Origin of the sequence: Jeotgalibacillus sp. R-1-5s-1 (assembly GCF_004405105.1) — a bacterium.
In the GTDB taxonomy this organism is placed as follows: domain Bacteria; phylum Bacillota; class Bacilli; order Bacillales; family Jeotgalibacillaceae; genus Jeotgalibacillus.
This window is the reverse complement of the sequence record NZ_SORW01000053.1, coordinates 134,891-147,963: the sequence shown is the minus strand read 5'-3', so window position 1 is coordinate 147,963 and position 13,073 is coordinate 134,891. Positions and strand designations below refer to the sequence as shown.

At 44.0% G+C, this 13,073-nt stretch carries 12 protein-coding genes; 11 read left to right on the top strand and 1 reads right to left on the bottom strand.

What is annotated here, in order from left to right; translation table 11 throughout:
- The first annotated feature begins 84 nt into the window (after window positions 1-84).
- From E2491_RS16185 to recO, 6 genes are all read left to right on the top strand, one after another.
- Window positions 85-2,241, top strand: coding sequence for an HD family phosphohydrolase (locus E2491_RS16185; protein ID WP_134376664.1), 2,157 nt, complete (start codon window positions 85-87; stop codon window positions 2,239-2,241).
- Window positions 2,238-2,711 carry an rRNA maturation RNase YbeY gene (gene ybeY / locus E2491_RS16180; protein WP_134376663.1) on the top strand — a complete coding sequence of 158 codons (474 nt, stop codon included), beginning with the start codon at window positions 2,238-2,240 and terminating at the stop codon, window positions 2,709-2,711. Before E2491_RS16185 ends, ybeY begins: the two co-directional genes overlap by 4 nt.
- A complete protein-coding gene (locus E2491_RS16175; protein ID WP_371414497.1) occupies window positions 2,711-3,076 on the top strand; it encodes a diacylglycerol kinase family protein in 366 nt (121 codons plus the stop codon). Before ybeY ends, E2491_RS16175 begins: the two co-directional genes overlap by 1 nt.
- Before the next feature lie 128 nt (window positions 3,077-3,204).
- Window positions 3,205-3,603 carry a cytidine deaminase gene (locus tag E2491_RS16170; protein ID WP_134376662.1) on the top strand — a complete coding sequence of 133 codons (399 nt, stop codon included), beginning with the start codon at window positions 3,205-3,207 and terminating at the stop codon, window positions 3,601-3,603.
- Window positions 3,596-4,504: a GTPase Era gene (era, locus tag E2491_RS16165; RefSeq protein ID WP_134376661.1), complete on the top strand. Its 909-nt coding sequence runs from the start codon at window positions 3,596-3,598 to the stop codon at window positions 4,502-4,504. The genes E2491_RS16170 and era overlap by 8 nt, the downstream gene beginning before the upstream one ends.
- A 36-nt stretch (window positions 4,505-4,540) precedes the next feature.
- The gene (recO, locus tag E2491_RS16160) at window positions 4,541-5,332 is read left to right on the top strand and encodes a DNA repair protein RecO (RefSeq protein WP_134376660.1); all 792 of its coding nucleotides are present in this window, start codon (window positions 4,541-4,543) and stop codon (window positions 5,330-5,332) included.
- A gap of 690 nt (window positions 5,333-6,022) precedes the next feature.
- Here the strand turns inward: recO and E2491_RS16155 are convergent.
- Complete coding sequence (locus tag E2491_RS16155) at window positions 6,023-7,390, bottom strand: glycine--tRNA ligase (protein ID WP_371414501.1); 1,368 nt, start codon at window positions 7,388-7,390, stop codon at window positions 6,023-6,025.
- A 419-nt stretch (window positions 7,391-7,809) separates the two neighbouring features.
- Here E2491_RS16155 and ccpN point away from each other — a divergent pair, with 419 nt between their 5' ends.
- From ccpN to rpoD, 5 genes are all read left to right on the top strand, one after another.
- Window positions 7,810-8,448, top strand: a complete 639-nt coding sequence (ccpN, locus tag E2491_RS16150; RefSeq protein ID WP_134376882.1) for a transcriptional regulator CcpN — start codon at window positions 7,810-7,812, stop codon at window positions 8,446-8,448.
- Window positions 8,449-8,460: 12 nt separating this feature from the next.
- Window positions 8,461-9,267: a pyruvate, water dikinase regulatory protein gene (locus tag E2491_RS16145; RefSeq protein WP_134376658.1), complete on the top strand. Its 807-nt coding sequence runs from the start codon at window positions 8,461-8,463 to the stop codon at window positions 9,265-9,267.
- Window positions 9,268-9,472: 205 nt separating this feature from the next.
- Entirely contained in the window at window positions 9,473-9,949 is a 477-nt protein-coding gene (locus tag E2491_RS16140; RefSeq protein ID WP_134376657.1) for a YaiI/YqxD family protein, read from the top strand.
- A 48-nt stretch (window positions 9,950-9,997) separates the two neighbouring features.
- Window positions 9,998-11,818 (top strand): DNA primase, encoded by a 1,821-nt coding sequence (dnaG, locus tag E2491_RS16135; RefSeq protein ID WP_134376656.1) that lies wholly within the window; start codon window positions 9,998-10,000, stop codon window positions 11,816-11,818.
- A gap of 32 nt (window positions 11,819-11,850) precedes the next feature.
- Complete coding sequence (gene rpoD / locus E2491_RS16130; protein ID WP_134376655.1) at window positions 11,851-12,981, top strand: RNA polymerase sigma factor RpoD; 1,131 nt, start codon at window positions 11,851-11,853, stop codon at window positions 12,979-12,981.
- Window positions 12,982-13,073 lie beyond the last annotated feature (92 nt).

Below are 13,073 nucleotides of genomic sequence, written 5' to 3'. Positions count from 1 at the left end.
CAGCTGGTTTTTTCTGCTATACTGTACTAAAAGTAATATCGTGTCTTATTTACATACATTTTGTTTCATCCGGGAGTGAATGGAATGGAAAATTGGATCCAGCGTACAAAAAACATACTCAGTTATACTTTTTTTAAATGGATCCTGCTGAGTCTTGTTGCGGTTTTTGTGTTTATCCTGCTGATCAGTCATGTCAGAACAGAGACATACAATATCAGCCTGTTTTCGGTTGCTGAAGAAACGATACGGTCCCCTAAAACGATTGTTGATGAAAGAAGAACAGAAATTGAACAGGAGCGTGCTGCGTCAGAAGTGGAAGAAGTGTATGTCTATCGTCCTGAGGTGGTCGATAACCGCACTTCGCTGACCTCCTCCATATATGACTTTGCCATGGACTTTAATTTGGATACTCCGAGCTCTGAGCCGACAGAGCCGTCTTCTGATGCGGGGGTTAACGAAGAAAGGCTGGCCTCTTTAAAGTCAGCGCTTTCTGAGGACGTGTCTGAAAACGTAACCGAAAATATTAGCGATGATATACTCATCCAGCTTTTATCCTCCAGTGATGAAGCGTTGGAAGAAGCGAAAATCCTGACAGTCCGCCAGATTGAGCAGATTATGGAGGAGCCGATCAGGCAGGATGAAGTCAGTGCAGCAAGAACGGAAGTGCAGAATAATTTGTCGTCACTGTCCTTCAGTGAAGGCTTAAGAAATGCCTCAATTGAACTTGCCCGTTTTGCCATTATAGAAAATAATCTGTTTGATCCTGAGCAGACAGAAGCAAGAATTCTGCAGGCCCGCGAATCCGTAGAGCCGGTACAGATTCTTGAGGGACAGGTAATTGTTCAGGAAGGTTACCTGATTGATCGTGATGTATACAGACAACTCGAGGCACTTGGGCTTACGACGAATGACGCGTCGGTATTACCGTATATTGGTCTCATTATTTTTTCACTGCTGATCATTTTTGTGATCCATTTTCTGTTTTCTTCATGGAAAATCTCGCGTGATAAAAAGCAGACCTACCTTGTACTGGTCAGTATGATCTTTCTATTATCTCTCGGACTGATGAAGGTGACAGAACTGGTGAGGGAGCTCGATATTCTCCAGATCGGATATCTGTTTCCTGCAGCAATGGCTCCGATGTTGCTGAAAAGTATGATTAATACGAGAGTGGCTTTAACCATAACCATGCTCCAGGCTGTATGTGCGAGTATTGTGTTTAATGATACGATCACAGGGTCTGTTAATGTGGAAGTATCTTTATATTTCTTATTCAGCGGATTGGCAGGGATCCTGTTTTTATCGAACAGCAGAAGACGTACTCATCTTCTGAGAGCCGGATTGTTTGTATCAACAGCGAATATTTTGTTCCTTATGTCACTGATGCTCATAGAAAACGCTCAGTTTTCGACTGTTGACTATGCGCTATTTGCAGTGTTTGCAGTTGTTTCCGGGATTCTTGCGTCTATTTTGACGATCGGGCTGTTACCGCTTTTTGAAGCCGGATTCGGGATTCTTTCTACGATGAAGCTGGTTGAACTGTCAAATCCGAATCATCCTTTGCTAAAAAAGATATTGACAGAAGCACCCGGCACCTATCATCATAGCGTCATGGTAGCGAACCTGGCTGAAGCGGCATGTGAAGCAATCGGGGCGAACGGGTTACTTGCCCGTGTCGGCTGTTATTATCATGACATCGGGAAAACGAAACGTCCTCATTACTTTATTGAAAACCAGATATCCAACCAGAACCCACATGACCGGCTGTCCCCTGAAACGTCAAGGGATATCATTATTGCCCACGCAGTTGAGGGGGCTGAAATGCTTAGAAAATATAAGCTGCCTCAGGAATTTATCGATATTGCAGAACAGCACCACGGCACCACGCTGTTAAAGTTTTTTTATTATAAGGCAAAAGAGAATGGATTTGACCCGAAAGAAGCAGAATACCGATACCCGGGGCCAAAGCCTCAATCCAGAGAGGCGGCAGTAATTTCGGTTGCCGACAGTGTGGAGGCTGCAGTAAGATCCATGAAGGAGCCGAACGCAGAGAAAATCCGTCAGCTTGTTCAGTCAATCGTTCAGGATCGGCTTCAGGATGGCCAGTTTAATGAGTCAGACTTAACATTGAAAGAGCTCGAAATTATTAAGCGGGTGTTCTGTGAAACCCTGAACGGGATCTTTCATTCAAGGATTGAATACCCGGAATTTAAAAAAGAAGAAAGGAAGAAGCAGGCATGACACTACACATAGATTTTATCGACGAAACAGAGGGTCTCACTGAGGATGATAAGAGCCTTGTAAGCAGGCTTCTGACCTTTGCAGCTGAAAAAGAAGGTGTTGAAAACGGGGAATGCTCGGTCACCTTTGTAACAGATGAGCGCATTCAGGAAATTAACCGTGAATACCGTCAAAAGGACCAGGCGACAGATGTCATCTCATTTGCCATGGAAGAACTCGGTGAGGATGAAATGGAAATCACGGGAGAATCAGATCTTGAAAGAATCCTTGGAGACATCATCATTTCTGTACCGAAAGCAAAAGAACAGGCAGAGGAGTACGGACATTCCTTTTCAAGAGAGCTTGGATTCCTGGCTTTACACGGATTTTTGCATCTTTTAGGATATGACCATATGAAGGAATCGGATGAAGCAGTGATGTTTGGTCGACAAAATGACATTTTAGAGGAATTTGGCCTGTCGAGGTCCTGATGATGGACGTGAGAAAATTGATCCGCTCGTTTCGATATGCTGCAAGCGGTGTAAAAGACGTGTTTCTTAACGAACAAAATTTTAAAATTCATACCGTTGCCGGTCTGGCCATGATCGTATTGGCTTTTATATTAAAGCTGAATGGGACTGAGTGGCTGATTTTACTTCTATTCATCGGGGGCGTACTTGCTCTTGAACTAATGAATACAGCGATTGAGCGTACGGTCGATCTTGTCACAGAGGAGCTTCATCCTCTTGCAAAAAAAGCAAAGGATGCGGCCGCCGCATCTGTCCTGTTTTTTGCCATTGCAGCCGCGATTGGCGGGTTAATTTTATTCGTTCCAAAACTGTTCGCAATTTTATGAGGCTGTGGAAACGTTTTAACTTAAAAATGCTCAGTTTTATAGTATAATGATAAAAGCAGGGAGAATCACTTAACGGTTGTTAAGTCTTCTCCTTTTTTTAACCTCTTGATATTAAAGGAGCTAATGAGATGAACCGTGAACAATTAATGGCTGAAGCAAAGATCGCACGTGAAAAAGCATACGTGCCTTATTCTAAATTCCAGGTGGGTGCTGCCCTTCTGACAGAGGACGGTAAAGTACACCATGGCTGTAATATTGAAAATGCGGCCTACAGCATGTGTAACTGTGCAGAGAGAACTGCTCTTTTTAAAGCGTATGCTGAGGGAGACCGTAAGTTTAAAGCGATTGCGGTCGTTGCAGATACAAAAAGACCTGTACCACCATGTGGGGCTTGCAGACAGGTCATTGCAGAGCTATGCCCACAGGATATGATGGTTTACTTAACTAACCTTCAGGGGGATGTTCAGGAGCTGACTGTAGCCGAACTTCTGCCTGGAGCATTTATGCCGGAGGATTTAAATGGATAATCAAAAACACAAATCAGGCTTTATCTCGATTGTTGGACGCCCTAACGTAGGAAAGTCAACTTTCCTTAATCGTGTCATCGGTCAGAAAATCGCCATCATGAGTGATAAGCCCCAAACGACCCGAAATAAAATTCAAGGGGTCCTCACAACAAATGAAAGCCAGATGATCTTTATTGATACACCTGGTATTCATAAACCAAAACACAAGCTTGGCGACTTTATGATCAAAATGGCAACGAACACGTTCCGTGAAGTGGACCTTATTTTATTTATGGTCAACGTAGACGAAGGTTATGGACGTGGGGACGAGTATATTATGGAGCTGCTGAAAGATGTGAAAACACCTGTATTTTTAGTACTCAATAAAATCGATACGCTTCATCCGGATGAGTTACTTCCAATGATTGATGAGTACCGTAACCGTTTTGATTTCACTGAAACGATTCCTATCTCTGCACTTGAAGGAAATAATGTTGATACATTGTTAAATCAGATTTCATCTTATTTGCCGGAAGGACCGCAGTACTATCCTGCTGATCAGGTTACAGACCATCCTGAACGCTTTATTATTTCAGAGCTGATCAGGGAAAAGGCACTGCATCTGACGCGAGAAGAAATTCCTCACTCCATTGCTGTTTCTATCGAACAGATTAAAAAAGAGGAAGGCCGGGACCTGATCGATGTCATGGCAACGATTGTGGTAGAGCGCGATTCACAAAAAGGGATCGTGATCGGAAAACGTGGTGCCATGCTGAAAGAAATCGGACAGCGCGCACGTGAAGATATTGAAAATCTGCTCGGTTCAAAAGTCTACCTTGAGCTGTGGGTAAAAGTTCAGAAAGACTGGCGTAACAAAGCCAACAGCCTGCGTGACTTCGGGTTTAATGAAAACGAATATTAATCGCCGGCAGAACGCACGCTAAAAGGAGACCTTACCATGCTTCAAAAGTGTGAAGGGATTGTTATACGGACAAAGGATTACGGTGAAACAAATAAAGTGGTGACTCTTTTTACAAGAGAACTTGGCAAAACAGCCGTCATGGCACGGGGAGCCAAAAAAACCAATAGCAGACTGTCTTCAGTCTCCCAGATGTTCACACACGCACAGTACCTGATTCAGGGCGGTTCGGGTATGGGTTCACTCCAGCAGGGGGAAATGCTCCAATCCAGCCGTGTGCTGAAAGAAGACCTTTATAAAGCAGCTCACGCAAGCTTCATGGCAGAACTGCTCGATAAAGCAACCGAAGACAGAAAACCTAATCCATTCCTGTTTGAATTAACGAGACAATGCTTCAGTTTGATCAATAGTGGTTACGATGAAGAAGTCATCTGTTACATTTATGAACTGAAGCTGCTCCCTCTGTTTGGCGTAGAGCCGGTTCTGAACCGCTGTGTCAATTGCGGGCAGGGAGAGGGGGATTTCTCATTCTCCTTCAGAATGAACGGCTTTTTGTGCCATCGCTGCAGCTCAGTGGACGACTACAAACTGCCTTTATCTGCAAAAGCAGTCCGTCTCCTCAGACTGTTTTACTTTCTGGATCTTGACCGTCTCGGTAAGTTATCAGTCAGCGATTCGACTAAACTGGAGCTGAAAAGGGTGATCAGGACTTACTACGACGAGTATGTAGGCGTATTCCTGAAATCCCGGTCATTTCTCGACCAGCTCGACCGCATGAAGCAGACCATCGGCGACATTCATAAAGACGAAAAAACCCCTCCGGAATCATGATCCGGAGGGGTTTTAATATTTCGTATTTAGTTGAATAAGATGAAAACCGGCCCATATTCCCCTTTGCTTTCCGCTGTCTAGCTGCGACGGGCAGGGACTATTAAACTTCCCGTCCCCTCGTTCGATAAGTCAACATCAGCTCACTCCGTTCACTGTGTTTGCTATATCTCCGTCGGCGCAAGTCCAGTTTGTACGTCCTTTAACGCCCGCCTCCGCTTTTCGATGGCCGGGCGGTGAACCCACCTGTGCTGCGCACAGTCGGTTTCACCTGTCCCTTTCCGCCACAGGAGTCTTCGGGGGAATATGGCCCTTTTTAATAAAATAGTTTTCATATTGAGCAATAAATATCTTGAATTCACAGATCAAAGTTAGAATTGTTGAATTAGCAACAATAAATGTCAAACAAGGATACACAGTTATAAAATTACCGAATTGTGTTGATAAATTAAGATCAAGGGAGAAAGGGGTAGGAGAGTTGTTAAATGAGTTTTAAATTATTTTATGACGTTGAAGTTTAGGACAAATTGAAGGCATTGTAGTCACTAAAATCTTTAAAATACATACAAAGTACCGGGGGATTCCGCAGACTCCTGCGGCAGAGGAGCGACAGGTGAGACAGCGTAGCGCAGAGCGCTAGCTGGCTCACCGCGCGGCCGCGGAAAGCGGAGGAATCCCCCGGTACGGTTTTATTTAAAACTTAATCGCGTTTTCAATAAAGGATTTCACTTCTGCGATTGGCATGCGTACTTGTTCCATTGTGTCGCGGTGACGTACGGTTACCTGCTGATCCTCAAGAGAATCAAAGTCAAACGTGATACAGTATGGCGTTCCAATCTCATCCTGGCGACGGTAGCGTTTACCGATCGACTGTGACTCGTCATAGTCAACCATAAAGTGTTGTGACAGCTCTTCGTATACTTTGATCGCTTCGTCACCAAGTTTTTTAGACAGTGGCAATACGGCCGCTTTAAACGGCGCCAGAGCCGGGTGGAAGCGAAGCACGGTACGGCTGTCATTTTCAAGCTCTTCCTGCTCGTAGGCATCGCAAAGGAAGGCCAGTGTAACGCGGTCAGCACCAAGTGAAGGCTCGATACAGTATGGGACGTAGCGCTCGTTTGTCTGCTGATCCAGATACGTGAAGTCTTCGTTAGAATGCTCCATATGCTGTTTCAGGTCGAAGTCTGTGCGGTCAGCGATACCCCAGAGCTCGCCCCAGCCGAATGGGAAGCGGAATTCGATATCTGTTGTGGCATTACTGTAATGTGAAAGCTCATCTTCGTCATGGTCACGCAGGCGCATGCTGTCTTCTTTCATACCAAGGTTTAACAGCCAGTTTTTACAGAATTCACGCCAGTAGCTGAACCACTCAAGGTCGTCTCCAGGCTTACAGAAAAATTCAAGCTCCATCTGTTCAAATTCTCTCGTACGGAATGTAAAGTTACCCGGTGTAATTTCGTTACGGAAACTTTTACCGATTTGACCGATTCCGAATGGAACGCGTTTTCTCATCGTGCGCTGTACATTTTTAAAGTTTACGAAGATTCCCTGTGCAGTCTCAGGACGAAGGAAGATCTCGTTTGTTGATCCTTCTGTTACGCCCTGATGCGTTTTGAACATCAGGTTAAACTGGCGGATTTCAGTAAAATCGTTTGCTCCGCAAGTCGGACATGAGATGTTTTCTTCTTCAATCATTTTCTGCATTTCGCTGAATGGAAGTCCATCGACGATTTTTTCCTCACCTTTGGCCTCGTAATGAGCTTCAATCAGTTTATCTGCACGGTGGCGGGCTTTACAGCTTTTACAGTCAATCATCGGGTCATTGAAGTTTCCGATATGTCCTGAAGCTTCCCATGTTTTCGGGTTCATCAGGATAGAGGCATCAAGTCCGACATTATGCTTGGACTCCTGAATAAATTTTTTCCACCATGCTTTTTTAATATTGTTTTTAAGTTCGATACCGAGTGGACCGTAATCCCATGTGTTAGCCAGTCCTCCGTAAATCTCCGAACCGGGGAATACGAATCCGCGGTGTTTCGCGAGCTGGACGATATCATCCATATTTTTTGTCATAGGTCATCTCTCCTTTAAATTGATGTTTGCGCTGCAAAGGGGCATCTGAGCCGCTTGCAAATAAAAACAGCACCGTCCCTGGACTAATTAAGATTAGTCCAGGGACGGTGCTGTCTGACCGCGGTTCCACCCTGGTTAATGCCACTTGTGCATTCACTTTGTTGGGGTGCATTGCTCAGGAGTGCCGTTTCCCTGAATCCGGGCTTACACGATCCCCGGTCGCTTTGGTCAGGTACTTATAATTCCTTCATTGCGCACATCTTATTTAATTCTTGCTTTATCCTACCACGGTTTTTCAGTGAAAACAATCGTCAGTTAAAAAAATCATTTTAAGCATTCCTGTTTACTAGGACGCAGATTTCATTTAGTATATAATATTGGAAAACAGTATAACATTATTCCGCCGGGTGGTGAACAAGATCGAACTGAACAAAAGACAATCGGAAATTCTGCGCATTGTGAAGGCAGACGGACCGATTACAGGTGAACAAATTGCTGACAGATTACATCTTACAAGAGCAACCCTGAGACCGGACCTTGCGATTTTGACAATGGCAGGATTTTTAGATGCGCGTCCAAGGGTTGGCTATTTTTATACAGGTAAATCAGGTACGCAGCTGCTGACGGAAAATTTAAAAAAGCTGTATGTTAAAGATTATCAGTCCATGCCGGTCGTTGTACAGGATAATGTATCCGTGTACGATGCGATCTGCCATATGTTTTTAGAAGATGTGGGAACATTATTTGTACTCGATCAGAAAGGCATGCTTTCAGGCGTCCTTTCGAGAAAGGATCTGCTCCGTGCAAGCATCGGGCAGCAGGATCTGACGAGTCTGCCGGTTAATGTCATTATGACGAGAATGCCCAATGTTACCTACTGTGAGCAGGATGATATGCTCGTCAGCGTAGCAGCCAAGCTGATTGAAAAACAGATTGATTCTCTTCCGGTCGTCAGGAAAACGGAAAAGGGCTATGAAGTCTTCGGAAGAATTACAAAAACGAATATTACAAAAGCCTTTGTCAGTCTGTCAAAGGATGAAGTGTAGGGTGGTGCTTAAATGAATGAAGTACATGTATATGTCGTATCGGATTCAGTAGGGGAAACGGCTGAGCTCGTTGCAAAAGCCTGTGTGAGTCAGTTCCGTCAGTCCAGAAAATCCGTATCAATTAAACGGTTTCCATATATTGAAGAAACGGTTCATGTGGATGAGGTTATCAGTCTGGCAAAAGATAATCACGGAATTATCGTTTATACACTTGTAAAGCCTCATATTCGTGATTACATTGAAGAACAGGTAAAAGTGCACAACATTACCGCACATGATGTTGTGGGACCGATTATCTCTTCACTTCAGGAAGTATGTGAGGAATCGCCAATCAATGAGCCGGGCATGGTGCATGACCTTGATGAAGATTATTTCAAAAAGATTGAGGCCATTGAGTTTGCTGTTAAATATGATGACGGCAGAGATCCACGCGGCATTTTAAAAGCGGATATTGTCCTAGTAGGGGTTTCAAGAACGTCAAAAACACCTTTATCACAATATCTTGCCCACAAGCGTTTAAAGGTTGCCAACGTACCGCTTGTACCGGAAATTGATCCTCCTGAAGAGCTTTATAAAGTCAATCCAAAGAAGTGCTACGGACTGAAAATCAGCCCTGATAAGCTGAATCATATCCGGAAGGAACGGTTAATTGCGCTCGGGTTGAAGGATGACGCGACCTATGCCAAAATGGAAAGAATACAGGAAGAGCTCGATCACTTTGAACGTGTTGCAGGAAAAATCGGCTGTCCAGTGATTGATGTAACAAACAAGGCGGTAGAGGAAACAGCCAATGTAATTCTGAATGATATGATGAGTTAACAGCTGAATCATCATTCCATTGAAAAGAATTTAAGTCAATAAAATCAGTGGTTCATCAAACAAAAGGTGTCTCAGGCATCTTTTGTTTTTATTTCGTTAAAAAAGATAGCCGTATAGGGACATATATATTATAATAAAAAATTGTGATAAAAAGTTATTTTGACTCATTAAAGGAGTTCTGCATTTTTTGTAGAAATGATCATTTATGAATGAATGTAAAAGTGGATTTACAGTTTATGTTGATGCAGATGCATGCCCCTCTGTCATAAAGGAAGAAATAGTAAGGCTTATGGAAGATTCAGCAGGTATGTGCCGATTTATTGCCTCCTACCGCCATTTTAGTCCTGAAGCAGATCGTTTGCTTTGGACCTTCATTGATGACGGAAAAGAGGCTGCTGATCTTTACATAGCCAATCGCGTCAGGAAAGGGGATATCGTGGTTACCCAGGATATCGGACTTGCCTCCCTTGTCCTGTCGAAGGGTGTTTATGCCCTTTCGCCCAGGGGAAAAGAATACAAACCTGATAAGATCGAGACCAGCTTATCTTTCCGGTACCTCCACCAGATGGAGCGGAAAAAAGGGAACTATTCTTCCGGCCCCAAAAAATTAACCATGATAGAAGTCGAGGCTTTTTCAAAGACGTTTTTAAAGTTTTTGTTTGAACTTGAAGGAAAAGCTTGATTTTTGGCGAATATCATAGGTGACAAGAAATAAACTGGTGGTGAACACGTGTCAGAAAGAATTCCAGAAGAAGTCGTTGACCAGATCCGCAGCAAAACTGACATCGTGGATATAATAAGCGAATATGTTCAGCTGAAAAAGCAGGGAAGGAATTATTTTGGTTTATGCCCGTTCCACGGGGAAAATTCTCCTTCTTTTTCTGTGTCTCCGGAAAAGCAGATTTTTCACTGCTTCGGCTGCGGTGCAGGAGGTAATGTATATACGTTTCTGATGGATCATGACGGCCTTTCCTTTCAGGAAGCTGTCATTCAGCTGGGTGAAAAAGTAGGTGTGGATTATGAGTTTTCCGATACCGGCAGCACCCAGGATCATCTGAAAACGAATGAAAGCAGGGAATTTCAGGATCATCTGGATGCACACGAACTGCTTGAAAAACTTTATCATCATCTCCTGATGAATACGGAAGAAGGCCAGGAAGCGCTGGAGTATCTTCACAATCGCGGTTTTACAGATGAACAGCTTAAAACATATAAGGTGGGCTGGGCACTTCCTAACTGGGAGTTCGCTGCTAAGCTTCTTGAGAAAAGAGAATTCAGTTTACCTTCTATGGAACAGGCAGGACTGATCATCAAAAGGGATGACGGTTCTTATTTTGACCGGTTCAGAGGAAGGATCATGTTTCCTCTTACCGATGAAAGAGGAAAGACGGTTGGTTTTTCAGGGCGTATGATTAACCCTGGGAAAGAAGACCCTAAGTATCTGAACAGCCCGGAAACACCACTTTTTCAAAAAAATAAAATATTGTTTAACTACCACCATGCACGCGGTGCCATCAGGAAAAACAAATCGGCCATTTTATTTGAAGGTTTTGCTGATGTGATTGCTGCATCCGGAGTTGTCCACAATGCGATCGCCACAATGGGTACATCGCTTACTGGAGAGCATATACAGCAGATCAGACGGCTGACTGATTCCATTGTAGTTTGCTACGATGGGGATAAAGCCGGTATAGCAGCTGCTTACCGGGCGGCTCAGGATTTAACCGGGAAAGGTTTGTCTGTTAAAGTGGCGATGTTGCCAAACGGGCTGGATCCTGATGATTATATCCAGCAAAAAGGACCAGACGCATTTAAAACAGACATTATTGATTCGGCTGTTTCATTGATGAGTTTTAAACTCCGCTATCACAAGTTGTCTGTGAATATGAACACAGAGGATGGCAGAATTCAATATGTTCAGGCGATGATCCGTGAAATCGGCTCCCTGAGCAATGCGATTGAAAAGGAGCTTTATCTCAAACAGCTTTCAGAGGACTCGGGTGTTTCAATCCAGTCTCTTCAGGAGCAATTGAATAAAATGCGTCCTGCTTCAGAACCGGTTCAACCGGAACCTTCTCCACCTGTAGAGCAGCATTTGCCTGCTAAAAGCAGTAAAGAGAATAAAAAAGCCTACTACCGTGCAGAGCAGCACCTGCTCATTTATATGATGGGCAGTGAAGAAACGACTTATACAGTCCAGTCACTGCTAGGCGATCAGCCTTTTAACACGGATGATTATCAGGCGTTATATACGTACCTGCTGGCTTATTATGAAAATGGCGGCAGGGCTGACCCAGGTGCCTTTATTCAATTCATTCCTGATCGGCATCTGAGGGCTGCAGCAGCAGAGCTATCCATGACGGAAGTAAATTCTGAGGTGACAAAATCTGAATTGACTGATTGCGTCAATGAGGTATTGAAACATCAGAAGTTAATGCATATTAAAGAAAAAGAGCTTGCGTTAAAGCAGGCGGAACAAATGAATGATGTTAAGAAAGCCACAGAATTGGGAATGGAAATTTTCCAGCTGTGGAAAGCTCTTAAGAGATAAATAAGGCAAGGAAGTTGGAAGGAGGGGGACTAATGGCTGAGAAGTCAACACGTTCCAAACAAACAGAAACTGAAACATTAACACTCGATGCGGTGAAAGCACAATTGCTGGAAACGGCGAAGAAAAACGGTGAAATCACTTACGAGGATATTGCTGAAAAGCTTGCCAGCTTTGAATTGGATACAGAACAGATCGAAGAATTTTACGAGCAGCTTGGCGAACAGGGTGTAGAGGTCATGAAAGAAAATACGGAGGCAGATCCATCAATTACCGAACTTGGTAAGGAAGCTGAAGAAGAGTTTGACCTGAACGATTTAAGTGTTCCGCCTGGAGTAAAAATTAATGACCCTGTCAGAATGTATCTGAAAGAGATAGGACGCGTTGATCTCTTATCTGCTCAGGAAGAGATTTCCCTTGCGACACGGATTGAACAGGGTGATGAAGAAGCGAAACGCAGACTTGCTGAAGCAAACCTGAGACTTGTTGTGAGTATCGCCAAGCGTTATGTTGGACGTGGTATGCTGTTTCTTGATCTGATTCAGGAGGGCAACATGGGTCTGATCAAAGCCGTTGAAAAATTTGATCACCGCAAGGGGTTTAAATTTTCAACTTACGCAACCTGGTGGATCCGTCAGGCAATCACCCGTGCTATCGCTGACCAGGCCAGAACGATCCGGATTCCGGTTCACATGGTTGAAACCATCAATAAACTGATTCGTGTTCAGCGTCAGCTCCTTCAGGATTTAGGCCGTGAGCCATCACCAGAGGAAATTTCAGAAGAGATGGATTTAACGCCTGAAAAGGTTCGTGAAATCCTGAAAATTGCCCAGGAGCCGGTTTCCCTTGAAACACCAATCGGTGAAGAAGATGATTCACACCTTGGCGACTTCATTGAGGATTCAGAAGCCCAGTCTCCATCAGAGCATGCTGCGTACGAGCTGTTAAAAGAACAGCTTGAAGACGTGCTGGATACCTTGACTGACCGTGAGGAAAACGTGTTGCGTCTCCGTTTTGGTCTTGACGATGGTCGTACACGTACACTTGAAGAAGTGGGTAAAGTATTTGGGGTAACAAGAGAGCGTATTCGTCAGATTGAAGCCAAAGCCCTCAGAAAGCTCAGACACCCTAGCCGAAGCAAACGATTAAAGGATTTTCTTGAATAGAAATGTGAGAATCTGTTTCAGACACATGTGGTCTGAAGCAGATTTTTTTTGACTGTTTTTAATTTCTAAACAAACCGCCCACTCATGTCGAA

What these genes read in the sequence shown, in the direction of transcription:
- E2491_RS16185 (WP_134376664.1), top strand. Translation starts at nt 85, where the DNA reads ATGGAAAATTGGATCCAGCGTACAAAAAACATACTCAGTTATACTTTT.
- ybeY (WP_134376663.1), top strand. Translation starts at nt 2,238, where the DNA reads ATGACACTACACATAGATTTTATCGACGAAACAGAGGGTCTCACTGAG.
- E2491_RS16175 (WP_371414497.1), top strand. Translation starts at nt 2,711, where the DNA reads ATGATGGACGTGAGAAAATTGATCCGCTCGTTTCGATATGCTGCAAGC.
- E2491_RS16170 (WP_134376662.1), top strand. Translation starts at nt 3,205, where the DNA reads ATGAACCGTGAACAATTAATGGCTGAAGCAAAGATCGCACGTGAAAAA.
- era (WP_134376661.1), top strand. Translation starts at nt 3,596, where the DNA reads ATGGATAATCAAAAACACAAATCAGGCTTTATCTCGATTGTTGGACGC.
- recO (WP_134376660.1), top strand. Translation starts at nt 4,541, where the DNA reads ATGCTTCAAAAGTGTGAAGGGATTGTTATACGGACAAAGGATTACGGT.
- E2491_RS16155 (WP_371414501.1), bottom strand. Translation starts at nt 7,390, where the DNA reads ATGGATGATATCGTCCAGCTCGCGAAACACCGCGGATTCGTATTCCCC.
- E2491_RS16145 (WP_134376658.1), top strand. Translation starts at nt 8,461, where the DNA reads ATGAATGAAGTACATGTATATGTCGTATCGGATTCAGTAGGGGAAACG.
- E2491_RS16140 (WP_134376657.1), top strand. Translation starts at nt 9,473, where the DNA reads ATGAATGAATGTAAAAGTGGATTTACAGTTTATGTTGATGCAGATGCA.
- rpoD (WP_134376655.1), top strand. Translation starts at nt 11,851, where the DNA reads ATGGCTGAGAAGTCAACACGTTCCAAACAAACAGAAACTGAAACATTA.